General features: G+C 69.0%; 19 protein-coding genes, 1 other RNA gene and 1 pseudogene. 12 read left to right on the top strand and 9 right to left on the bottom strand.

Annotation, left to right across the window (positions count from 1 at the left end):
• Positions 1-114 precede the first annotated feature (114 nt).
• Positions 115-333, top strand: coding sequence for a hypothetical protein (locus N416_RS23085; protein ID WP_152664711.1), 219 nt, complete (start codon positions 115-117; stop codon positions 331-333).
• A gap of 69 nt (positions 334-402) precedes the next feature.
• Here the strand turns inward: N416_RS23085 and N416_RS21225 are convergent.
• Positions 403-543: pseudogene (locus N416_RS21225) on the bottom strand (ArsR family transcriptional regulator); the annotation flags it as partial.
• A gap of 76 nt (positions 544-619) precedes the next feature.
• Here N416_RS21225 and fadD8 point away from each other — a divergent pair.
• Entirely contained in the window at positions 620-2,212 is a 1,593-nt protein-coding gene (gene fadD8 / locus N416_RS0102495; protein ID WP_024440559.1) for a fatty-acid--CoA ligase FadD8, read from the top strand.
• Positions 2,213-2,214: 2 nt separating this feature from the next.
• On the opposite strand, the gene N416_RS0102490 is transcribed toward fadD8, so the two are convergent.
• From N416_RS0102490 to N416_RS0102475, 4 genes are read right to left on the bottom strand one after another with little or no spacing between them, the layout of a single operon-like run.
• A complete protein-coding gene (locus N416_RS0102490) occupies positions 2,215-3,075 on the bottom strand; it encodes an LLM class F420-dependent oxidoreductase (RefSeq protein ID WP_024440558.1) in 861 nt (286 codons plus the stop codon).
• Between the two features lie 34 nt (positions 3,076-3,109).
• Positions 3,110-3,946, bottom strand: a complete 837-nt coding sequence (locus N416_RS0102485; protein ID WP_024440557.1) for an SURF1 family protein — start codon at positions 3,944-3,946, stop codon at positions 3,110-3,112.
• Positions 3,946-4,440, bottom strand: coding sequence for a low molecular weight protein-tyrosine-phosphatase (locus N416_RS0102480; RefSeq protein ID WP_024440556.1), 495 nt, complete (start codon positions 4,438-4,440; stop codon positions 3,946-3,948). The genes N416_RS0102485 and N416_RS0102480 overlap by 1 nt, the downstream gene beginning before the upstream one ends.
• Entirely contained in the window at positions 4,433-5,116 is a 684-nt protein-coding gene (locus tag N416_RS0102475; protein WP_024440555.1) for an HAD-IA family hydrolase, read from the bottom strand. The genes N416_RS0102480 and N416_RS0102475 overlap by 8 nt, the downstream gene beginning before the upstream one ends.
• 61 nt (positions 5,117-5,177) lie before the next feature.
• On the opposite strand from N416_RS0102475, the gene N416_RS0102470 reads away from it, so the two are divergent.
• From N416_RS0102470 to N416_RS0102460, 3 genes are read left to right on the top strand one after another with little or no spacing between them, the layout of a single operon-like run.
• The gene (locus tag N416_RS0102470) at positions 5,178-6,311 is read left to right on the top strand and encodes a Nif3-like dinuclear metal center hexameric protein (protein ID WP_024440554.1); all 1,134 of its coding nucleotides are present in this window, start codon (positions 5,178-5,180) and stop codon (positions 6,309-6,311) included.
• Positions 6,308-7,042: a zinc ribbon domain-containing protein gene (locus N416_RS0102465; protein WP_024440553.1), complete on the top strand. Its 735-nt coding sequence runs from the start codon at positions 6,308-6,310 to the stop codon at positions 7,040-7,042. The genes N416_RS0102470 and N416_RS0102465 overlap by 4 nt, the downstream gene beginning before the upstream one ends.
• 25 nt (positions 7,043-7,067) lie before the next feature.
• Entirely contained in the window at positions 7,068-8,162 is a 1,095-nt protein-coding gene (locus N416_RS0102460) for a bifunctional RNase H/acid phosphatase (RefSeq protein WP_024440552.1), read from the top strand.
• Between the two features lie 15 nt (positions 8,163-8,177).
• Here N416_RS0102460 and N416_RS0102455 read toward each other — a convergent pair whose 3' ends face one another.
• Entirely contained in the window at positions 8,178-8,753 is a 576-nt protein-coding gene (locus N416_RS0102455) for a helix-turn-helix domain-containing protein (protein WP_024440551.1), read from the bottom strand.
• 48 nt (positions 8,754-8,801) lie between these two features.
• Between N416_RS0102455 and N416_RS0102450 the strand changes: the two genes are divergently transcribed.
• Together N416_RS0102450 and N416_RS0102445 are read left to right on the top strand one after the other, a co-directional pair.
• Positions 8,802-9,761, top strand: coding sequence for an NAD(P)/FAD-dependent oxidoreductase (locus N416_RS0102450; protein WP_024440550.1), 960 nt, complete (start codon positions 8,802-8,804; stop codon positions 9,759-9,761).
• A complete protein-coding gene (locus tag N416_RS0102445) occupies positions 9,758-10,399 on the top strand; it encodes a bifunctional 2-polyprenyl-6-hydroxyphenol methylase/3-demethylubiquinol 3-O-methyltransferase UbiG (RefSeq protein WP_024440549.1) in 642 nt (213 codons plus the stop codon). Before N416_RS0102450 ends, N416_RS0102445 begins: the two co-directional genes overlap by 4 nt.
• 24 nt (positions 10,400-10,423) lie before the next feature.
• On the opposite strand, the gene N416_RS0102440 is transcribed toward N416_RS0102445, so the two are convergent.
• A complete protein-coding gene (locus tag N416_RS0102440; protein WP_024440548.1) occupies positions 10,424-11,137 on the bottom strand; it encodes a 2OG-Fe(II) oxygenase in 714 nt (237 codons plus the stop codon).
• Positions 11,138-11,216: 79 nt separating this feature from the next.
• Here N416_RS0102440 and rnpB point away from each other — a divergent pair.
• An RNA gene (rnpB, locus tag N416_RS22080) (RNase P RNA component class A) lies at positions 11,217-11,605 on the top strand.
• 1 nt (position 11,606) lies between these two features.
• Here the strand turns inward: rnpB and N416_RS0102435 are convergent.
• Together N416_RS0102435 and panB are read right to left on the bottom strand one after the other, a co-directional pair.
• Positions 11,607-13,010: a CYTH and CHAD domain-containing protein gene (locus N416_RS0102435; RefSeq protein ID WP_024440547.1), complete on the bottom strand. Its 1,404-nt coding sequence runs from the start codon at positions 13,008-13,010 to the stop codon at positions 11,607-11,609.
• Positions 13,011-13,052: 42 nt separating this feature from the next.
• A complete protein-coding gene (panB, locus tag N416_RS0102430) occupies positions 13,053-13,892 on the bottom strand; it encodes a 3-methyl-2-oxobutanoate hydroxymethyltransferase (RefSeq protein ID WP_024440546.1) in 840 nt (279 codons plus the stop codon).
• A 193-nt stretch (positions 13,893-14,085) separates the two neighbouring features.
• Here panB and N416_RS0102425 point away from each other — a divergent pair, with 193 nt between their 5' ends.
• The 4 genes from N416_RS0102425 to N416_RS0102410 are packed head-to-tail and all read left to right on the top strand — an operon-like array spanning position 14,086 to position 20,693.
• Positions 14,086-15,627 carry an alpha/beta hydrolase gene (locus N416_RS0102425; protein ID WP_024440545.1) on the top strand — a complete coding sequence of 514 codons (1,542 nt, stop codon included), beginning with the start codon at positions 14,086-14,088 and terminating at the stop codon, positions 15,625-15,627.
• 20 nt (positions 15,628-15,647) lie between these two features.
• On the top strand, positions 15,648-16,988 hold the full coding sequence (glnA, locus tag N416_RS0102420; RefSeq protein WP_024440544.1) for a type I glutamate--ammonia ligase: 1,341 nt from the start codon (positions 15,648-15,650) through the stop codon (positions 16,986-16,988).
• 17 nt (positions 16,989-17,005) lie between these two features.
• Positions 17,006-20,032 carry a bifunctional [glutamine synthetase] adenylyltransferase/[glutamine synthetase]-adenylyl-L-tyrosine phosphorylase gene (locus N416_RS0102415; RefSeq protein ID WP_024440543.1) on the top strand — a complete coding sequence of 1,009 codons (3,027 nt, stop codon included), beginning with the start codon at positions 17,006-17,008 and terminating at the stop codon, positions 20,030-20,032.
• Between the two features lie 13 nt (positions 20,033-20,045).
• Entirely contained in the window at positions 20,046-20,693 is a 648-nt protein-coding gene (locus N416_RS0102410) for a PaaI family thioesterase (protein WP_024440542.1), read from the top strand.
• Positions 20,694-20,698 lie beyond the last annotated feature (5 nt).

The raw sequence follows: 20,698 nt of genomic DNA, 5'->3' as shown, positions 1-20,698 counted from the left end.
GGTGAGACGCCATTCCACGGTTTCCGGATGTTTTACACACCAGCGGTCGGCGGTTCGATACCGTCCGCGCCCACCAGTTGTTTGACACCGCGGCAGACCGTCAATGCGGTGAGCATGACAACCTCTCCGACACCGGACGAACCCACTCCACCGTCGCCGCCCGTTCCACCTGACCGGGCACCGACCGGCCAATGGGGAGTGTCGCCGTCGACCAGCCCGCAGCTGACACCATCTGGCCGCTCCGCCAAGCCGCCCGGCGTACGCGCGACGCTGTGGGCGGCACTGCTGGTGCTGATCGGTGTCATCGCCCTGCTGATCGTGCTCTCGGCCTAAAGCGCTGCCCGGAGCTCTGCGGAGCGCTCAGTGCGACATGGGTGGCTCATCTTCTTTCAATGGCGCGCTGCTCTCCATGCTGTCGCAAATCGTGGTGCCCTCGCGGCGGGTGCGCACCAGCCGCGCCATCCGCAGTTTCACCGGGTGTTGTGACGCCGATGGCGCCGGCTTGCCGACGTGCTCGGCGAGTTCGTTGACCGACATCTCCCGGCTCGTCCCAGCGGCCGATGGGGCGGTCGGTAATGTCCAGCGGGCAAGTTTTCAGCGCTCTAGCGGAGGTAACTCGATGTCGACGCAGTCACTGCGCCAGCCCATTCACTCCGGGCATCTCACCGTGGGCGCCCTCAAGCGCAACAGGGACAAGCCGGTGCTGTTCCTCGGTGACACCACCTTGACCGGGGGTCAGCTCGCCGAGCGCATCAGCCAGTACATCCAGGCGTTCGAGGAACTCGGAGCTGACGCGACCGGGCTGTTGTCGCTGAACCGTCCCGAGGTGCTGATGATCATCGGCGCCGGGCAGATCCGGGGATACCGGCGCACGGCCCTGCACCCGCTGGGGTCGCTGGACGACCACGCCTACGTGCTGGCCGACGCCGAGGTCAGCACGCTGATCATCGACCCCACACCGGCCTTCGTGGAGCGCGCCCTCGGCCTGCTGGAGAAGGTGCCGACGTTGCGGCAGGTGCTGACCATCGGGCCGGTGCCGCCGGAGCTGGAGGGCAAGGCCGTCGATCTCGCCGCGGAGGCGGCCAAGTACGACCCGCAGCCCCTAGCGGCCTCCGACCTTGCCCCCGACCACATCGGCGGTCTCACCTACACCGGCGGGACCACCGGTAAGCCCAAGGGCGTCATCGGCACCGTGTCGTCCATTACCGCGATGACCACCACGCAGCTCGCCGAGTGGGAATGGCCGGAGCACCCCAAATTCCTGATGTGCACCCCGCTTTCGCACGCCGGCGCGGCGTTCTTCGTGCCGACGATCATCAAGGGCGGCCAATTGGTGGTGCTGACCAAATTCGACCCGGCCGAGGTGCTGCGGGTGATCGAGGAGCAGAAGATCACCGCCACCATGCTGGTGCCGTCGATGATCTACGCGCTGATGGATCACCCGGACTCGCACACCCGCGACCTGTCGTCGCTGGAGACGGTGTACTACGGCGCCTCGGCGATGAACCCGGTCCGGCTGCAGGAGGCCATCGACCGGTTCGGGCCGATCTTCGCCCAGTACTATGGCCAGTCCGAGGCGCCGATGGTGATCACCTACCTGGCCAAGGGGGACCACGACCAGAAGCGTCTGACCTCCTGCGGGCGCCCCACCCTGTTCGCCCGGGTGGCGCTGCTGGGCGACGACGGCAACCCGGTGCCCCAGGGTGAGGTCGGCGAGATCTGCGTGTCCGGGCCCCTGCTGTCCGGCGGCTATTGGAAGCTTCCGGAGGCCACCGCCGAAACCTTCAGGGACGGCTGGATGCACACCGGCGACTTGGCCCGCGAGGATGAAGACGGCTTCTACTACATCGTCGACCGCACCAAGGACATGATCGTCACTGGCGGTTTCAATGTGTTCCCCCGCGAGGTCGAGGACGTTATCGCCGAGCACCCGTCGGTGGCCCAGGTGTGCGTGATCGGCACCCCCGACGAGAAGTGGGGTGAGGCCGTGACCGCGGTGGTGGTGCTGCGTCCGGGTGCGGCCAGCGATGCCGCCGCGGTAGCCACGATGACCGCCGAGATCCAGTCCGCGGTCAAGGAACGTAAGGGTTCGGTCCAGTCGCCCAAGCAGGTGATTGTCGCAGAATCGGTGCCGGTGACGGCGTTGGGCAAGCCGGACAAGAAGGCGGTGCGCGCCCAGTTCTGGTCCGGCGCGGACCGTTCCGTCGGCTGAGGTCAGCGCAGCGCTGCGGCCAGCTGCCGCCACTGCTCCCGCGGGAAGGCCCGCGGGTCCGCATCCAGCAGCTGGACGCAGACGTGGTCGGCCCCGGCGGCCTGGTGCTCGGCGACCCGGCTGAGCACGGACTCCGGGGATCCCCAGGCGATGATCGCGTCGAACAGCCGATCGCTGACGCCGGCGATGTCGTCCTCGGAGAAGCCGGACCGCAGCAGGTTGTTGGCGTAGTTGGGCAGCGCCAAATAGGAGCTCAGCCACTTGGTGCCGATCGCGCGTGCCTCGTCGCGGCTGGCGCACAGGATCGCGGTCTGCTCGGGCAGCAGCAACGGCCCGTCGCCCAGCTGCTCGCGGGCGAACCGGGTGTGCTCGGGGGTGGTCAGGTAGGGGTGGGCGCCGCGGCTACGGGCGCCGGCCAAGTCGAGCATTTTGGGGCCCAGTGCCGCGAGCACCCGCGACTCGACCGGCACCGGCGCGTCGGCGGCGTCGAGCCCGTCGAGAAACTCGCTCATGGCGCGCAGCGGGCGGCGGTAGCGCCCCGGATCGCCGGCGTCGATCAGCGGGGCGTGGCTGACCCCGATGCCGAGCAGGAACCGATCACCGTGTGCCGCGGTCAGCGCAGCGTAGGACGCCGCGACGTCGGCCGGGCTATGCATCCACAGGTTTAGGATGCCGGTGGCGATGATTGCGTTGCGGGTGGCCGCCAGCAGGTTGGCCACCGCGTCGAACACCGGACCGCCGACGTCGGGTATCCACAGCACCCCGAAACCCAGTTCCTCTAATTCGGCGGCCGCCTCGGCGGCCTCGCCCTGATCGCCGTAGCGCAGCGGCGCACTCCAGATCCCGACACCGGAAATGTTCACCATGGCCCCAGGATGGCACAGCGCGGTCGGAGGCCTACCGGCGCCGGCCGTATCGGTCGGCGAGCTTCTGCTCGACGGTCATCGGCGGCGCGGGCTCGTCCTCGCCCGCCTCGGGTTGTGTCGCGGCGCGCTCCGCCCGGCGTGCCCGCAGCTCGGCGAACGCGAAGTACCCCAGACCTATTGGCGCCAGGATTCCGAACGCGATCCACTGAATGCCGTAGGACAGGAACGGGCCGGCATCCCGGCGCGGCAGCGCGATCACACCCAAGCCACCGGGCTGGTCTTCGACAAGCTGCAGGTAGGACCCGGTCAGCTCGACGCCGGTCACCTCCGCGACCTGTTCGGTGTTGATCGAGTACACCTGGCGAAACCCGTTCTCGGTGAACGGGTTCTTGCCCGGTATGGCGCCCTGGGAGTCGCGCAGCCGCGCGGTGATGGTGACCTCGGCGGCAGGCGGTGCCGCAATGTCCGGTAGCCGCGAACCGCCGTCGTCGGTGCGCACGAAGCCGCGATTCACCAACACGGTCGGCCCGCCTTTGACCGTGAACGGTGCCAGTACCTCCACCGCGGGCACTCCGTCGACCGACCGCAACCGCACCAGCACCTGCTTGTCGGCCAGATAGTGCCCGGTGGCGGTCACCGGCCGCCACTGCTCGTCCGGCGCAAACGAATCCTGGTGCGGCAGCAGCGTGTTCACCGGCACGGGTTCGGCGGTCAGTGCGTGTTCGAGTTGGCTGTTCGCGCGAGAGGTGGTGGTGTTCTTGCCCAGTTGCCACGGTGCCAGCACGGTGAAACACAGGTAGGCGAAGCCCAGCACCACCGCCGCCAGAGCCAGCCAGCTCGGGCGCAGCAGGAAGGCCAGGCGGCGCATCAGCCGCTCTCGCCCAACGCCAGCTGCCCGTCGACCCAGGCGTGCAGGCCCGGCAGGGCTGCCGCGATGACGGTGAACGCCTGCACGAAGTCGTCATGACCGCCGTAGTAGGGGTCGTCGACGTCGGGCACGGCGGCTCCTGAACGCGGGTCGAAGGACCGCAGCATCCGGATCCGCTCGGCCGGAATACCCAGCCCCCTCAGCAGCCCGACATGGTTGCGTCCCAGCGCCACCACCAGGTCCGCGGCCTCATGCTCGGGTCCGACCTGGGCGGCACGGTGCTCCACCGGATAGCCGTTGTCGCGCAGCACCCGGTTGGTGCGCTCGTCGGCGCCCTTGCCCACGTGCCAGTCCGCCGTCCCGGCGCTGGTCACCCGCACGGTGCCGCCCAGTCCACGCTGCGCGAGCTGGTGGGCGAACATCTTCTCGGCCATCGGCGAGCGGCAGATGTTGCCGGTGCAGACGAACGTGACATGCAGCATCGGCTCAGACACCGAGTACCTCCCGTAGTTCGGTGACGGTCTGCACGCGGGCGAGGGGACCGTCGGGGGAATCCAGACCGGCATCGGCGGTCTCGGCATAGTCGGTCTGGCCGTAGCCCCAGCCGACCAGCACCGTGTCGATACCGTGCGCGGCCGCACCGTCGACATCGTGGCGCCGATCGCCCACCATCAGCACCCGCGCGGGCAGCGGCGCCAGCTGCGCTAGCGCGTGGGCCACCACGTCGGACTTCGCGGCCCGGGAGCCGTCGACACTGGCGCCGGCGACCACCTCGAAATAGCCGTCGAGCCCGAAATGCGCGAGGATCTTGCGCGCGGTCGGCTCCACCTTGGAGGTGGCCACGGCCAGCCGAACCCCGGCGGCCCGCAGGTCGCGCAGCAGCGCGGCGATGCCGTCGAACATGGTGTTCATCTGCCATCCGCGGCTGGTGTAGTCGGCGCGGTAGGCGGCGACCGCGGCTTCGGTGTGCTCGCCGAGGCCCATCGCGGCCAGCGTGTGGTGCATCGGCGGCCCGACCAGCCGCGCAGCCAGATCCCCCTCGGGAATCGGCGCACCGATGTGCTCCAGCGCGTGCCGGAAGCTGGCGACGATCCCGGCCGCGGAGTCGGTCAAGGTGCCGTCGAGGTCGAAGATGACCAATTCGGCGGCGGCGGTGCTCGTGCGCGTCACGGTCCCATTGTCCCCGACGTGCGCGGAGAGCTCGCCGGGTGGCGCACTACTGTCTTGCAGTGTGACCGCGCGGTTGGCTGACGTCATTGACGTACTGGATGCGGCCTACCCGCCCGGGCTGGCCCACTCCTGGGACTCGGTCGGGCTGGTCTGCGGTGACCCCGGCGACCCGGTGAGTTCGGTGACGATCGCGGTCGACGCCACCTCGGCGGTGGTCGACGAGGTGCCCGACGGCGGTCTGCTGCTGGCCCACCATCCGCTGCTGCTGCGCGGGGTGGACACCGTGGCGGCCAGCACCCCCAAGGGCTCGCTGATCCACCGGTTGATCCGGACCGGTCGGGCGCTGTTCACCGCTCACACCAATGCCGACGCCGCCGCGCCCGGGGTCTCCGACGCGCTGGCAGCGGCACTCGGGCTGACGGTGGAGTCCGTGCTCGACCCGGCCGCCGGCAAACCCGACACCGACAAATGGGTGATCTACACCCCCGCAGAGCACGCCGAGGCGGTCCGGGCCGCGGTGTTCGCGGCCGGCGCGGGTCATATCGGTGACTACGCGCAGTGCAGTTGGAGTGTGCCGGGCACCGGCCAGTTCCTGCCCGGCGACGGCGCGACGCCGTCGATCGGACGAGTGGGTGAGGTCGAGCGCGTTCCCGAGGACCGGATCGAAGTGGTGGCGCCGGCGCGGGCCCGTGGGGCGATTCACGCGGCGCTGCTGGCTGCCCATCCCTACGAAGAACCGGCGTTCGACATCTTTACGGTGCAGCCGCTGCCCGCCGGAGTCGGGATCGGCCGGGTGGGCAGCCTGGCGACCCCGGAGCCGTTGAGCGCGTTCGTCGCCCGCGTCGCTGCGGGGCTGCCGGCCACCTCCTGGGGTGTGCGCGCCTCGGGAGACTCCGACTTGCTGGTCTCGCGGGTGGCGGTCTGCGGCGGCGCCGGCGATTCCCTGCTCGATGCGGCTGCCGCCGCCGACGCTCAGGTGTACGTCACCGCCGACCTGCGTCACCATCCGGCTGACGAGCATTCCCGACGGTCTGCGATGGCGCTGGTCGACGTGGCCCACTGGGCCAGTGAATACCCGTGGTGCGCGCAGGCGGCCGATATACTCCGCTCCCATTTCGGTGCGACGCTGCCGGTGCGTGTCAGCACGCTGCGCACCGACCCCTGGAATCTCGCGCATGAAGGAGACCGGTCATGAAGGCTGCTGTAGCTCAACAACGTTCGTTGTTGGAATTGTTGGAGCTGGATGCCGAGCTGGCCCGGAACGCGCACCGCGCCAAGAATCTGCCCGAGCAGCAGGACCGCGAGCGTCTCCAGGCCGAGCACACCGCGGCCGCCGACCGGCTAGCCGCCCTGGAGTTGGCCGTGGAGGACTTGGACGCCCAAGCCGGTCGTTTCGAGTCGGAGATCGACGCGGTGCGCCAGCGCGAGGACCGCGACCGCGCCCTGCTGGACTCCGGGCAGGCCAGCCCCAAACAGGTCGTCGATCTGCAGCATGAGCTCGAGACACTGCAGAAGCGCCAGTCCAGCTTGGAGGACTCGCTGCTGGAGTTGATGGAGCAGCGTGAGCAACTGCAGACCCAGACGAACGCGGAAGCGGCCGTGATCGAAGGCCTGGCCGCTGATCTGGCCCGGTTACAGGAGGCGGTGGACACCGCGCTGGCCGAGATCGAGACCACCAGTGGGCAGCGCGCGGCCACCCGCGACGAGTTGGCCGCCACGATTGACGCCGAGTTGTTGGCACTCTATGAACGGCAGCGGGCGTCCGGTGGGGTCGGTGCCGGACCGTTGCGCGGGGGACAGTGCGGCGCCTGCCGGATCGAGATCGACCGCGGTGAGCTGGCCCGGATCTCCGCAGCGGCCCCCGAGGAGGTGTTGCGGTGCCCCGAGTGCAGCGCGATCCTGCTGCGGGTCAAAGACTTCGGTTAGCGCGCTGGCCGGTGAAGGTGGGGGGATGAAAGTCGTAGTTGAAGCCGACGGTGGGTCGCGGGGGAATCCGGGCCCGGCCGGCTACGGGGCGGTGGTGTGGTCGGCCGATCGCTCCTCGCTGCTCGCCGAGGCCAAGGAGTCCATCGGTGTTGCCACCAACAACGTTGCCGAATACCGGGGCCTGGTCGCGGGGTTGACCGAGGCGGCCCGGCTGGGCGCCGCCGAGGTCGGGGTGTTCATGGACTCCAAGCTGGTGGTCGAACAGATGGCCGGCCGGTGGAAGGTCAAAAATCCGGACCTGATCACGCTGCATCGGCAGGCCCGCGAGCTGGCGTCGAAGTTCGACCATGTCCGCTACACCTGGATTCCGCGGGAGAAGAACTCCCATGCTGACCGGCTGGCCAACGAGGCCATGGATGCCGCTGCCGGAATCGACAGCCCGGCACCGAAGCCGGTGGCGACGGCGCCCGCGCCTGCCCCGACAGCTCCCGGCTGGACCGGCGCGACGGGCACCGCGACTCGGCTGCTGTTGCTGCGGCACGGGCAGACCGAACTGTCGGTGAATCGGCGCTACTCCGGACGCGGCAACCCGCCGCTGACCGACACCGGCCGGCAACAGGCCGATGCGGCCGCGCGCTACCTGGCCCAGCACGGCGGCATCGCCGCGGTCATCAGCTCGCCGCTGCAACGCTGCCGCGACACCGCCGAGGCGGCGGCGCGACTGCTGCGGTTGGACGTGACCATCGATGAGGACCTGACCGAAACCGACTTCGGTGCCTGGGAGGGGCTGACCTTCGCCGAGGCCGCCGAACGCGACCCCGAACTGCACCGGCGCTGGCTCAAGGACACCGCTACCCAGCCCCCCGGCGGGGAGAGCTTCGACGCCGTACAGCAGCGGGTGCAGGCCGCGCGCGACCGAATCGTCGCCGACCATGCCGGCACCACCGTGCTGGTGGTGTCACACGTGACACCGATCAAGACGGTGCTGCGTCTGGCGCTCGATGCCGGCCCAGCGATCTTGTACCGGCTGCACCTGGACCTGGCATCGCTGAGCATCGCCGAGTTCTTTCGTGACGGGCCCGCGTCGGTGCGGCTGGTGAATCAGACGGCCTACCTGTAGCCGCCGGCCCGCCCGTCAGCCGTGCAGGTGCACGCGCTCGCCGTGGGTTCCGAAGATCACGATGGCCTCGGCTGGACCGTCGACGGCGCCGAACCAATGCGGTGTCCAGGTGGAGAACTCGACCGCCTCACCGGGCCCGATCAGGAAATCGTCGTCGCCCAGCACCAACCGGATGCGGCCGGACAACATGTACAGCCACTCGTGGCCTTCGTGCACCGGCAATTCGGTGGGCCGTCGGCGGCGCATGCCGACCCGGATCTTGAAGGCGTGCAAACCCCCGGCCGGGCCGTGCCGGGTCAGCGGCCAATAGGTGATGCCGTTGTGGCTGTGCGAGGTACCACGCACCCGCGGGTCCTGGTGCTGCGGCGCGCGCAGCAACTCGTCGGTGCTGACCGACAGTGCCTCGGCCAGCCGGGGCAGATGGTCCAATGCCAGGCGTCGCTTGCCCGATTCCAGCCTGCTCAATGTCGAGACGTCGATACCGGCGCGCGTCGCCACGCCCTCGAGGGTCAGCCCCTGCTGGGTGCGCAGCTCACGCAGCCGACGCCGCACCCGTAGGTCTACGCCGCTCTCCTCAGCATTTGCCTGCATAGCAAATTAGCTTGCCAGTCCCTGACGTGGGCCTGCAAGCTCGGAAGCATGAGCGAAATCTGGGATTGCATCGTGGTGGGCGGCGGCGCGGCCGGACTCAGCGCCGGTCTGGTGTTGGGCCGCGCCCGGCGTAATACCCTGCTGATCGACGCGGGCCAGCAGAGCAACCGCAGCGCGCACGGAATCGGCGGCCTGCTGGGCCATGACGGCCGCCCGCCGGTCGAGCTCTATCGGCTCGGCCGCGACGAACTCGCCTCCTACGGTGTGCAGATCCGCGCCGGTGAAGTGGTAGACATCGAAAGCGTCGATGGCGAGTTCCTGGTGCGACTACTCGGCGGTCGCCTAGAACGAACACGCCGCGTGCTGCTGGCCACCGGAATGGCCTACCTGCCACCGGATCTCCCCGGCATCGCGCAGCTCTGGGGCCGTTCGGTGTTTCACTGCCCGTTCTGCCACGGCTGGGAAGTGCGGGATCTTCCGTTGGCGGTGCTGGCCGACGGTGCCCGGGCCGTTCACTTAGCGCTGCTGCTGCGGTGCTGGAGCGACGACATCGTGGTTCTCACGAACGGTCCGACCGAGCTCGACGCGGACGAGCGCACCCGACTGGCCAAAGCCGGCGTCCGGGTCGACGAGCGGCCGGTGGCAGCGCTGGACGCTCAGGACGGTGAGCTGTCGGCGGTGGTGTTCGCTGACGGTGATCGGTTGCCCAGGCGCGGACTTCTGGTCGCGGCGGCCCTGCGGCAGCGCGATCAGCTGGCTGAGCGCCTCGGTGTGGCAGTCGCGGAGCCTGGTCCCGTGGCGCATGACCCGGTCGGTGTCGATCCGTTGTGCCGCACCTCGATTCCCGGGGTGTTCGCCGCGGGGGATCTGGCGGGGGAGATGCCACAGGTGGCCGCTGCGATCGCGGCGGGCTCCCGCGCCGCGGCGGCGGTGGTGCAGAGCCTGGCCGCCGACGACTACGGATTGCCGTTGCCGCCAGTCATGAACGGAAGGAACACAGACCGATGACCGACGCCGTGCGCGACCCGCGCGAATTCTGGGACGAGTTCTACGGTGGCAATGATCCGGTGTGGAGCGGACGGGTCAACGTCCAGCTCGCCGAGATCACCGCGGATCTGGCGCCGGGCCGGGCACTGGATCTGGGCTGCGGTGAGGGCGCCGACGCGATCTGGCTGGCCGAAGACGGCTGGCAGGTGGTGGCGGTCGATGTCTCGGCCAACGCGCTGGAACGGGCCTGCGCCGCTGCTCAAGAGCGCCAGGTGATCTCGCGCATCCGCTTCGAGCGCCACGACCTGTCCACCAGCTTCCCCGCCGGCCGATTCGACCTGGTGTCGGCGCAGTTCCTGCACTCGCCGGTGCCACTGGAACGCGAAGCAGTGCTGCGCCGGGCGGCTGACGCCGTGGCGGTGGGCGGGCGACTACTGATAGTGGACCATGCCGCCGCGCCGCCGTGGGCCGGCCAGCACGTGCACGAGCATCACTTCGCCACGGCCGAAGAGGTACTGGCCGGGCTTCGACTCGATGACGCGCAGTGGGAGCTGCTGCGGCTCGGGACTGCCGAGCGCGACGCGGTCGGACCCGACGGCCAGACCGGCGTGCTGACCGACAACGTGATCATGCTGCGGCGCACCGGTCCCACGCGTTAAGCGGCGTCTTTCAAGCGGCGTCTTTCAAGCGGCGTCGTGAAAGATCAGCCCCAGTGTGTAGCGCTCACCGGAGCGGATCGGCGAGACGCCGTGGCGCACCGGCGCCGTGGACCAGCCGCGGGTGGAGCGCACCGGCCGATCGCGGGTGGTGAACACGTAGCCGTGCCCCTGCGGCAACTGCACGGCCACGCCGCGAGACTGCGCACGCGGGCGCTGCTCGACCAGCAGGAACTCACCCCCGGTGTAGTCGGCGGCCGGATCGCTGAGGTTGATCACCACCTGTAGCGGAAACACCAACTCGCCGTAGAGGTCCCGGTGCAGGGCATTCCAGTCACCCGGGCCGTAGTGCAACATCAGGGCGGTCGGTTTGGTCTGGCCGGCACGGTGGCACTGCTCCAGCCACTCGTCGAAATCGTCAGGCCACGGCGTCGCGCGGCCCAGCCGGGTAGCCCAGTCCCGGGCGATCGGCACCAGATGCGGATACAGGGCCCGCTTCAGCGCATCGACGGGTGCAGGTGCCGGTGCCGCGAAATACCGGTACTGCCCGGACCCGTAGCGATGACGCTGCATGTCGACGGTGGCGCGGAAGCGCTCGTCGTCGGCGTAGCAACGCCGCAACCGCGCGGCCTCGGTGACCGTCAGCAGCCGGGGCAGCAGCGCGCCGCCGCACTCGTCGAGCTCGGCGGCCACGGCGTCCCAGTCGCCGGCACCCACCCGCCGCTCCCAGCGTGTCGTCATCCCTAGAGTGTGCGCCAGCCGTGCGGGGTGATGCCGGCTGGTCTGCGCCCAGGCTTGCCGGTACGGTGATCAGCGCGGACGAGTTGGCCGGGCGGCCGCGGCACGCGTAAAAGCGGGTCGAGGAAAGTCCGGACTTCACAGAGCAGGGTGATTGCTAACAGCAATCCGAGGTGACTCGCGGGACAGTGCCACAGAAAACAGACCGCCACCGCAAGGTGGTAAGGGTGAAACGGTGCGGTAAGAGCGCACCAGCGTTCCGGGTGACCGGGACGGCTCGGTAAACCCCACCCGAAGCAAGGCCAAGAAGGCCGCATTTCGGTGCGGTCGCGCAGGTGTTTGAGGGCTGCTCGCCCGAATCTGCGGGTAGGCCGCTTGAGGTACCCGGCGACGGTGTGCCCAGATGGATGGTCGCCGCCGCATCGCTTCGGCGGTGCGGGACAGAATCCGGCTTACAGGCCAACTCGTCCGCCTACATCGCCCGCTTCAGCTTGCGCAGCGCGGGCCGCAACGCCGCCCGACTCCGCGCGGCAAGGTCTGCCTCGCGGGCATACAGCAGTCCGTAAGTGAAGGTGTCCTCGCCGGCAGCCGCCGCGGCATCGGCCTGTTGCAGCAGATTTTTCCGGCTGACCACGCTGTCCTGGTGGTCGCCGAGCACGCTCTGAATCGTCTTCGCCCGCTTGGCGATCTTCTTCTTATTCGCTGCCGCGGCGGCGTAGCGCAGTCGCTTGGCGGCCTTGCGGATCCGGTGCAGTGCCGCGTCGCGGTCGGCGGCCTTCTTGGCAGCCTTCACCGCCTTGCGCAGCCGCCGGTAGGCGACGTCTACCGTGGCGTACCGCTCGGCGGCCGGCGCGCTGACCAGATCGTCGAGGCCGTCGAGCAGCCGGAAATACCGCGGGGAGCGCAGCGCGGCCAGGCTGCGGCGTCGTCCCGTCTGGTAGCGGCGCAGCGAGCCGCCGACCAGCCGTTCGCCCACCGGCCCGCGGACCAGCTCCGGCGTCAGCTCATCGAGTGCCTGCTGATAGCGCTGGGCCAGGACCTCCGCGTCGCGGGCGACACCGAGGACCGATCCCAGTTCCTGCAGTTCGTCGAGCAGCGGGGCGTGGGCCGTTTCCTCGCCCTGCAACAGGCTGCGGATCCGCCGGATCGTCACCCGCATCTGATGAATGGCGTCGTCGGCGTCGGCGCGCACGGCGCGATCCCACACCAGCAACTGCTCGATCTGCTCGGCCAGCGCCCGATGCAGACGGTCGGTCGGGTGCGCGGGCACCGCCGGCGCGCCGAGCACCCTGGCCAGTTTGGAGCCGTAGCCGGCCGGCCTGGCGCCGGTGTCGCGCAGCCGGTTACTCAGCCGGTCCAGCAGCTTGAGGTCCCCGCTGCCCAGTTCCAGTTCCCATTCCCGCCAGTGCTGTTCGCCGTCATCGCCAGCCGACGCGGTGACCTGGTCGTCGCAGAACTCGGCCAGCACCTCGCCCTGTTCGTCGCGCAGCACCACCACACCGCGGGCGGTACGGATTCGGGCCACCGGTGCCAGCGGCCTATCCCGCACGATCGCCCTCACCACATCCAGCAGCTCGTCGGGAACCTCCGGGCCCAGGGGCGCGCGCACCTCGGTGCGGGTGTCCGGCCCGGCAGGAAGTTTCAGGTGCCAGCCGGCGTCGGGACCTCCGGTGCGTCGGCGCAACGTGACTCGCCGGGCCGCCAGGTCGTGTCCGGGTGTATCGAAGTACACGGCCGCAAGGTCTTGTGCCGGCAGCTGCTCAACCTGGGCGACGCCGGCGATGCCGTCGAAGGACGGCGAGATCGCCGCTGCGTCAACGTCGAACTTGCGCTCCACCTCACGAAGCCGAGAGGTGCTCGGGTCGGTTGCAGACACGGCGTCCAGCCTGTCACATCCGGACCGGCCGGACATGGCGTTCTAGAAGCAGTGCTCCTCGGCCGGGAAGGTGCCCGCCGCCACCTCGGCGGCGTACTGCTCTGCGGCGCGGCGCAACTCGCCGCCCACGTCGCCGAAGCGCTTGACGAATCGGGCGGTTTTGCCGGTGGTCATCCCGGCCATGTCCTGCCACACCAGAACCTGGGCGTCGCAGTTGGGTCCGGCGCCGATCCCGACGGTGGGAATGGTCAGCTTGCCGGTGATCTGGGTGGCCAACTCGGCGGGCACCATCTCCATCACCACCGCGAACGCACCTGCTTCGGCCACCGCGATCGCGTCGTGAACGGTCTGCTCGGCAGCGTCGCCGCGCCCCTGCACCCGGAAACCGCCCAGGGTGTTGACGCTCTGCGGGGTGAACCCGATGTGCGCCATCACCGGGATGCCGGCCGCGGACAGCGTGGCGATCTGGTCGGCCACCCGCTCGCCGCCCTCCAGCTTGACCGCGTGCGCGCCACCCTCCTTCATGAACCGGGTAGCGGTGGCCAATGCCGCCGCCGGCCCGCCTTCGTAGGAGCCGAACGGCAGGTCGGCGACCACCAGCGCATGCGGGGCACCGCGCACCACCGCGCGCACCAGCGGGATCAGCTCGTCGATGGTGACCGGAACCGTGCTGTCGTAGCCGTAGACCACATTGGCCGCCGAGTCGCCGACCAGCAGCACCGGGATGCCGGCGTCGTCGAAGACGCGAGCCGAGGAGTAGTCGTAGGCGGTCAGCATCCCCCATTTGCGGCCCTCGTTTTTCATCTGCAGCAGATGATGAACGCGGGTCTTGGGTGCGACGCGGACAGGATCAGGCGAAGAGCCATAAACGTGCTCAGACATCGTTGTCCCTCGAATTGTTCGGGTCGATCCTCGAAGCCCATAACTCGGGTCCCCGGGTCGTCTGACATGCCCAGTGTGCCACCTGTGGCCGCACAGCTGAACCTCCAGCTGCAGTGGATTTCCTCACACCGCCACACGCGCAGCGCAGCAGGTGGCCGGGCTTGCACCGGCGTGCATGGCACCATGTGGTGTCATGAGCTCGCCGACGCGCCGCAATGGGATGACGCGCACCGCCCTGACCTGCTTCGCGATAGCGATGGTGGCATTCACCGTCGGCAGCTGCACCCGAATGATCCCGGGCCACGCGCTCTTGGCCGTGCCGCGAGTCGGTCAACCGGTCCAGTGGGACAAGTGCCGGTTCACCGCCGATACCAACATCAAAGTGCCCACCGACGCCCAGTGCGGGTTCATCGGGGTTCCGGTGGACTACTCCAAGCCACAGGGCGCCGTCGCCCGGCTGGCCATGATCCGATTCCCGGCCACCAAGGACAAGATCGGCTCGCTGGTGATCAACCCGGGCGGGCCGGGGGAGTCCGGAATCGAAACCGCGGTGGGCTTGGTCAGCTCGCTGCCGCGCCAGGTCCGTGAGCAATTCGATCTGGTCGGGTTCGACCCGCGTGGGGTGGCGTCATCACGGCCGGCGGTGTGGTGCAACTCCGATAAGGAGAACGACCGGCTGCGGGCTCTGAACCAGGTCGACTACAGTCCCGAGGGCGTGGCGCGCATCGAGAACGAGACCAAGGAATACGTCGAACGCTGCCTGGACAAGACCGGTAAGGAATTCCTGGCCAACGTCGGTACCGTCAACGTCGCCCGCGACCTCGACGCGATCCGCGCCGGATTGGGTGATGACAAGCTGACCTACCTCGGCTATTCCTACGGCACCCGGATCGGCGCCGCCTACGCCGAGGCCTACCCCCAGAACGTGCGCGCGATGATTCTGGACGGCGCGGTGGACCCCAATGCCGACCCGATCGAAGAGGACCTGCGCCAGGCGGAGGCCTTCCAGGGCGCGTTCGACGACTTCGCCGCCGACTGCGCCAAAGAGGATGACTGCCCGCTGGGCACCGACCCGGCCAAAGCCGTCGACGTCTACCACAGTCTGGTCGACCCGCTGGTGGACAAGCCCGCCAAGACCAAGGACCCGCGCGGTCTGAGCTACAGCGACGCGATCGTCGGCACCATCATGGCGCTGTATTCGCCGACGTTCTGGACGCACCTCAACGACGGCCTGTCCGATCTGGCCGGCGGCCGGGGCGACATCATGCTGAGCCTGGCCGACCTGTACATGCGCCGCGACGCCAACGGTCACTACACCAACGCCACGGATGCCCGGGTCGCGGTCAACTGCGTCGACCAGCCGCCGATCACCGACCGCGCCAAGGTAATTGACGAAGACCGGCGTTCCCGCGAGGTGGCGCCATTCATGAGCTACGGGAAGTTCACCGGCGACGCCCCGCTGGGCACCTGCGCCTTCTGGCCAGTGCCCCCGACCTCCGAGCCGCATACCCTCTCGGTGCCGGACCTGCCGCCGACGATGGTGGTCTCCACGACCCGTGACCCGGCCACTCCGTACCAAGCCGGTGTGGACCTGGCCAAGCAGCTGGGCGGGGGTCTGCTGACGTTCAACGGAACCCAGCACACGGTCGTATTCCAGGGCAACGAATGCGTGGATCGGTTCGCCGCGCGGTACTTGGTCGACGGCACGTTGCCGCCAACCGATGCGAAGTGCTGAGCGCTGATACGCTTCGCGGTATGGACCGTCAGAAGGAGTTTGTGCTCCGCACGCTGGAGGAACGCGACATCCGTTTCGTCCGGCTCTGGTTCACCGATGTACTCGGTTATCTGAAATCAGTCGCGATCGCCCCGGCAGAGCTCGAGGGCGCCTTCGACGAAGGCGTTGGCTTCGACGGCTCGGCGATCGAGGGCTTCGCCCGGGTCTTCGAATCCGACATGGTCGCCCACCCGGATCCGTCGACCTTCCAGCTGCTGCCATGGGTGTCTGACACCGGCCGGCAGTACTCGGCGCGGATGTTCTGTGACATCACCATGCCCGACGGTTCGCCGGCCTGGGCGTCGTCGCGGCATGTGTTGCGCCGGCAGCTGGCCAAGGCCGGGGAGCTGGGTTTCGCCTGCTACGTGCACCCCGAGATCGAGTTCTTCCTGCTGGAGCCCGGCCCCTACGACGGCAGCACCCCGGTTCCGGCCGACGACGCCGGCTACTTCGACCAGTCGATCCACGGTTCGGCCGCCAACTTCCGCCGACACGCGATCGATGCGCTGGAGTCGATGGGCATCTCGGTGGAATACAGCCATCACGAGAACGCTCCGGGGCAGCAGGAGATCGACCTGCGCTACGCCGACGCGCTGTCGATGGCCGACAACGTGATGACGTTCCGCTACCTGATCAAGGAGATCGCGCTCAAGGAAGGCGTCCGGGCGTCGTTCATGCCCAAGCCGTTCCGCGAGCACGCAGGTTCGGCCATGCACACCCATATGAGTCTGTTCGAGGGCGAAGTCAACGCCTTCCACAGCCCGGACGACCCGCTGCAGCTGTCGGCCACCGCCAAGTCGTTCATCGCCGGGATTCTCGAGCACTCCAACGAGATCAGCGCCGTCACCAATCAGTGGGTGAACTCCTACAAGCGCCTGATCCACGGCGGGGAAGCACCCACCGCGGCGTCGTGGGGCGCCTCCAACCGCTCGGCCCTGGTGCGGGTCCCGATGTACAGCCCGCACAAGACGTCGTCGCGGCGCATCGAGGTACGCAGCCCCGACTCGGCATGCAACCCCTACCTGGCCTTCGCGGTGCTGTTGGCCGCCGGGCTGCGTGGGGTGGAGCAGGGTTACGAGCTCGGTCCCGAAGCCGAGGACAACGTCTGGGCGCTGACTCCCGAGGAGCGCCGGGCGATGGGCTACAAGGAACTGCCCGGCACCCTGGAGCGCGCGCTGAGCGAGATGGAGAACTCCGAGCTGGTCGCGGAAGCGTTGGGGGAGCAGGTCTTCGATTTCTTCCTGCGTAACAAGCGCCAGGAGTGGGCGAACTACCGCAGCCACGTGACCCCCTACGAGCTGCAGAACTACCTGTCGCTGTAGCAGCCTCCCAAAGCCTCATGGCCTATCCCGGAGCTCAGCGCCGCAAGCTGCCCAGCGTCGGGCGCCTCGGTCTGGTCGACCGGTACGCCGCAGCCGACCTGACCGCACTGGGTTGGTACAGCGCATACACCCAACCGCACGTTGACGTGCTCTGGGCGCTGTCGCGCGCTCCCGACGCCGATGTCGCGCTGCGCACCCTGGTCCGGCTGTCCGAAGCACCGGGCATCGACTGGGCCGAACTGAGCGCAGCGCTCATGACCGATCGGGGACTTCGCGGGCGGCTGTTCGCGGTACTGGGATCCTCACTGACGCTGGGGGATCACCTGATCACCCATCCCGAGACCTGGAAGTTGCTGGCCAGCCCGGTCGACTCCGACGACTACACGATCACGCTGCCGTCAGCGGCCGAACTGCGCGCGATGTTCACCGACTGCGTTGCGGCAACCACGGACGGCACTTACATCGACCGGCTGCGGTCGCTGTATCGCGACCGGATGCTGGTGTTGGCGTCGATAGACCTGGCGCCCACCGTCGAGAACCTGCCCGTCCTACCCTTCGTGCCGGTCGGCGAGCATCTGGCCGACCTGGCCGACGCCGCGTTGGCGGCCGCGCTGCAGGTGGCCGAACTGCAGATCTGCGGCCCCGATGCCGGTGCCGACGTGCCGCGGATCGCCGTCATCGCCATGGGCAAATGCGGTGCGCGGGAGTTGAATTACGTCAGCGACGTGGACGTCATCTTCGTCGCCGAAGAAGCCGACGCGGTGAGCACGCGAGTCGCCGGTGAGTTGATGCGGGTGGCCGGGGAGGCGTTCTTCGAAGTGGACGCCGGCCTGCGGCCCGAGGGCCGGCACGGCGCGCTGGTGCGAACCCTGGAATCGCACGTCGTCTACTACCAACGGTGGGCCAAGACCTGGGAGTTCCAAGCGCTGCTCAAGGCGCGCGCGGCGGTCGGCGACGCCGAATTGGGCCGGGCCTACATCGACGCGTTGCTGCCGATGGTCTGGACCGCATGCGAGCGTGAGGATTTCGTCACCGACGTGCAGGCGATGCGCCGCCGGGTGGCGCAGCTGGTGCCCGCCGAGATCCGGACCCGCGAGATCAAGCTGGGCTCCGGGGGACTGCGCGATGTGGAGTTCGCCGTGCAGCTGCTGCAGCTGGTGCACGGCCGCAGTGATGAGTCATTGCATGTGGCCTCCACGGTCGATGCGCTGGCGGCCTTGGGTGCCGGCGGCTACATCGGCCGGGAGGATTCCGCCGACCTCACCGCCTCCTATGAGTTCCTGCGACTCCTGGAACACCGCCTGCAGCTGCAGCGGCTCAAGCGCACCCACATGCTCCCGCCGCCCGACGACGACGAGGCGCTGCGCTGGCTGGCCCGCTCCGCCCATGTCCGCCCGGACGGCCGTCACGATGCCCTGGGCGTCCTTCGTGCAGAACTCAAGGCCCAGAACCGGCGGGTGTCGCGGCTACACGCCAAGCTCTTCTACCAGCCATTGCTGGAGGCTGTCGGCCCAGCGGGACTGGAGCTGGCCGGTGGACTGACTCCCGGTGCCGCGGAACGGCAGCTGGCGGCACTCGGTTACGAGGCGCCGCACAACGCACTGACTCACCTGGGTGCGCTGACCAACGAGAGTGGTCGCCGGGGTCGGGTCCAGGCGGTGCTGCTGCCCACCCTGCTGTATTGGCTGTCGGACACGCCCAACCCCGACGCGGGACTGTTGGCCTACCGGCGGCTCAGCGAGGCGATGGCGCAGCAGCGCTGGTATCTGAGCACCCTGCGCGACAGCAGCGCGGTGGCCAAGCGGCTGATGCGGGTGCTGGGCACCTCGGCCTACATCCCGGAACTGTTGATGCGCTCACCCGACGTCATTCAGGCCTACGGCGACGGACCGACCGGCCCCAAGCTGCTCGACACCGACTCGGACGCGGTGTCGCGGGCGCTGATCGCCTCGGCCGGCCGCTACCCCGACCCGGTGCGCGCGATCGCGTCGGCCCGCAGTCTGCGGCGCCACGAACTGGCCCGCATCGCCTCGGCGGACCTGCTGGGCATGCTGGACGTCATCGATGTCTGTCGGGCACTGACCGCGGTGTGGGTAGCGGTGTTGCAGGCCGCTTTGGACGCGATCATCCGGGTCAACCTGTCCGGCTCGCCCGACACAGACGCGCAGCAGGCACCGGCGAAGATCGCGGTGATCGGGATGGGCCGACTCGGCGGGCGCGAACTGGGCTACGGCTCGGATGCCGACGTCATGTTCGTCTGCGAGGCCAACGAGAACGTGCCGGGCGTGAGTGACGCCGACGCGGTGCGGTGGGCCACGTCGATCGCCGAGCAGGTCCGGGCGCTGCTGGGCACCGTCAGCGCCGATCCGCCACTGCAGGTCGACATCAATCTGCGCCCGGAGGGCCGCAATGGGCCGCCGGTGCGCACGCTGGCCTCCTACGCGGCCTACTACGACCAGTGGGCGCAGCCGTGGGAGATCCAGGCGCTGCTGCGGGCGCACTGCGTCGCCGGTGACGCGGAGCTGGGTGACCGGTTCCTGCGGATGGTCGACGCCACCCGCTATCCGCCCGGGGGCGTGTCCACCGACGCGGTGCGGGAGATTCGACGGGTCAAGGCGCGTGTCGACGCCGAACGACTGCCGCGCGGCGCCGACCCCAATACGCACACCAAACTGGGTCGGGGCGGTCTGGCCGACGTCGAGTGGACCGTGCAGCTGCTGCAGTTGCGCCACGCCCACCGTGTTCCGGCGCTGCACAACACCTCTACGCTGGAAACCCTGGATGCCATCGCCGCTGCCGGGCTGCTCGAAGAGGACGAGGTGGACCGGCTCCGGCAGGCCTGGCTGACCGCCACCCGTGCCCGCAACGCGCTGGTGCTGGTCCGTGGCAAACCGACCGACCAACTGCCCGGGCCGGGCCGCGCGCTGAACGCGGTGGCGGTGGCCGCCGGCTGGCCCGGCGGCGACGGCGGTGAGTTCTTGGACAACTACCTCCGGGTGACACGGCGCGCGAAGGTCGTCGCGCGCAAGGTGTTCGGAGACTGAAGGAGGGTCTGGCGTGGTGGATTTCAGGGCTCACTCGAACGTGCCGACGATCAGCGTCGACGAGAGCGATCAGCTGTCGCAGCGCTACGGACCGCTGGCCCAGGCGGTCCGCGACCTGATTGACGCCACGATCCGCACCCAGGCCGACGACGCGACGACCCATGAGGTGACCGCCCAGGTGCAGCAGCTGACCGAGCAGCTGCGCGGCGGAACCCTCAGCGAGTCACCGGGACTGCGCTATGTCGTCGAGGGGCGGCCGCTGGCGTGGGGCAATGCCGTGGTGGGCCTGCGTAACCCGATCGCTCCGCCGCTGGTGATCCAGCACGGGGAGAATGGCCACTGCTGGAGCGACTTTCACCTGGGAACCGCCTACGAGGGCCCGCCGTCGCTGGTCCACGGCGGGGTGAGCGCGCTGGTCCTCGACCATGTGCTCGGTGAGGCGGCCAGCGATGGCCTGACCAAGCCGCGCTACACCGGCACGATCACGGTGAAGTATCTGCGCGGAACGCCCCTGGGGCCGTTGCACGCCGAAGCCTCCATCTACCGCAGGGAAGGCGTGAAAACCTATGCCCGCGGCTACATCTCGGACGCCAACGGGATCACCGTGGAGGCCGACGGGGTCTTCATCACACCGTCCTGGGCCCGCGACGGAGTCGAGTGACCCGC

The sequence above is a fragment of the Mycobacterium sp. UM_WGJ genome (assembly GCF_000455125.1).
Taxonomy (GTDB): Bacteria; Actinomycetota; Actinomycetes; order Mycobacteriales; family Mycobacteriaceae; genus Mycobacterium.
The sequence above is the reverse complement of the archived record's forward strand: the minus strand, read 5'-3'. Positions and strand labels throughout refer to the sequence as shown.

Excerpts from the sequence above, each read along its gene's own strand:
- N416_RS23085 (WP_152664711.1), top strand. The coding sequence starts at position 115 with ATGACAACCTCTCCGACACCGGACGAACCCACTCCACCGTCGCCGCCC.
- fadD8 (WP_024440559.1), top strand. The coding sequence starts at position 620 with ATGTCGACGCAGTCACTGCGCCAGCCCATTCACTCCGGGCATCTCACC.
- N416_RS0102485 (WP_024440557.1), bottom strand. The coding sequence starts at position 3,946 with ATGCGCCGCCTGGCCTTCCTGCTGCGCCCGAGCTGGCTGGCTCTGGCG.
- N416_RS0102465 (WP_024440553.1), top strand. The coding sequence starts at position 6,308 with ATGAAGGCTGCTGTAGCTCAACAACGTTCGTTGTTGGAATTGTTGGAG.
- N416_RS0102460 (WP_024440552.1), top strand. The coding sequence starts at position 7,068 with ATGAAAGTCGTAGTTGAAGCCGACGGTGGGTCGCGGGGGAATCCGGGC.
- N416_RS0102455 (WP_024440551.1), bottom strand. The coding sequence starts at position 8,753 with ATGCAGGCAAATGCTGAGGAGAGCGGCGTAGACCTACGGGTGCGGCGT.
- N416_RS0102450 (WP_024440550.1), top strand. The coding sequence starts at position 8,802 with ATGAGCGAAATCTGGGATTGCATCGTGGTGGGCGGCGGCGCGGCCGGA.
- N416_RS0102445 (WP_024440549.1), top strand. The coding sequence starts at position 9,758 with ATGACCGACGCCGTGCGCGACCCGCGCGAATTCTGGGACGAGTTCTAC.
- N416_RS0102440 (WP_024440548.1), bottom strand. The coding sequence starts at position 11,137 with ATGACGACACGCTGGGAGCGGCGGGTGGGTGCCGGCGACTGGGACGCC.
- panB (WP_024440546.1), bottom strand. The coding sequence starts at position 13,892 with ATGTCTGAGCACGTTTATGGCTCTTCGCCTGATCCTGTCCGCGTCGCA.
- N416_RS0102425 (WP_024440545.1), top strand. The coding sequence starts at position 14,086 with ATGAGCTCGCCGACGCGCCGCAATGGGATGACGCGCACCGCCCTGACC.
- glnA (WP_024440544.1), top strand. The coding sequence starts at position 15,648 with ATGGACCGTCAGAAGGAGTTTGTGCTCCGCACGCTGGAGGAACGCGAC.
- N416_RS0102415 (WP_024440543.1), top strand. The coding sequence starts at position 17,006 with ATGGCCTATCCCGGAGCTCAGCGCCGCAAGCTGCCCAGCGTCGGGCGC.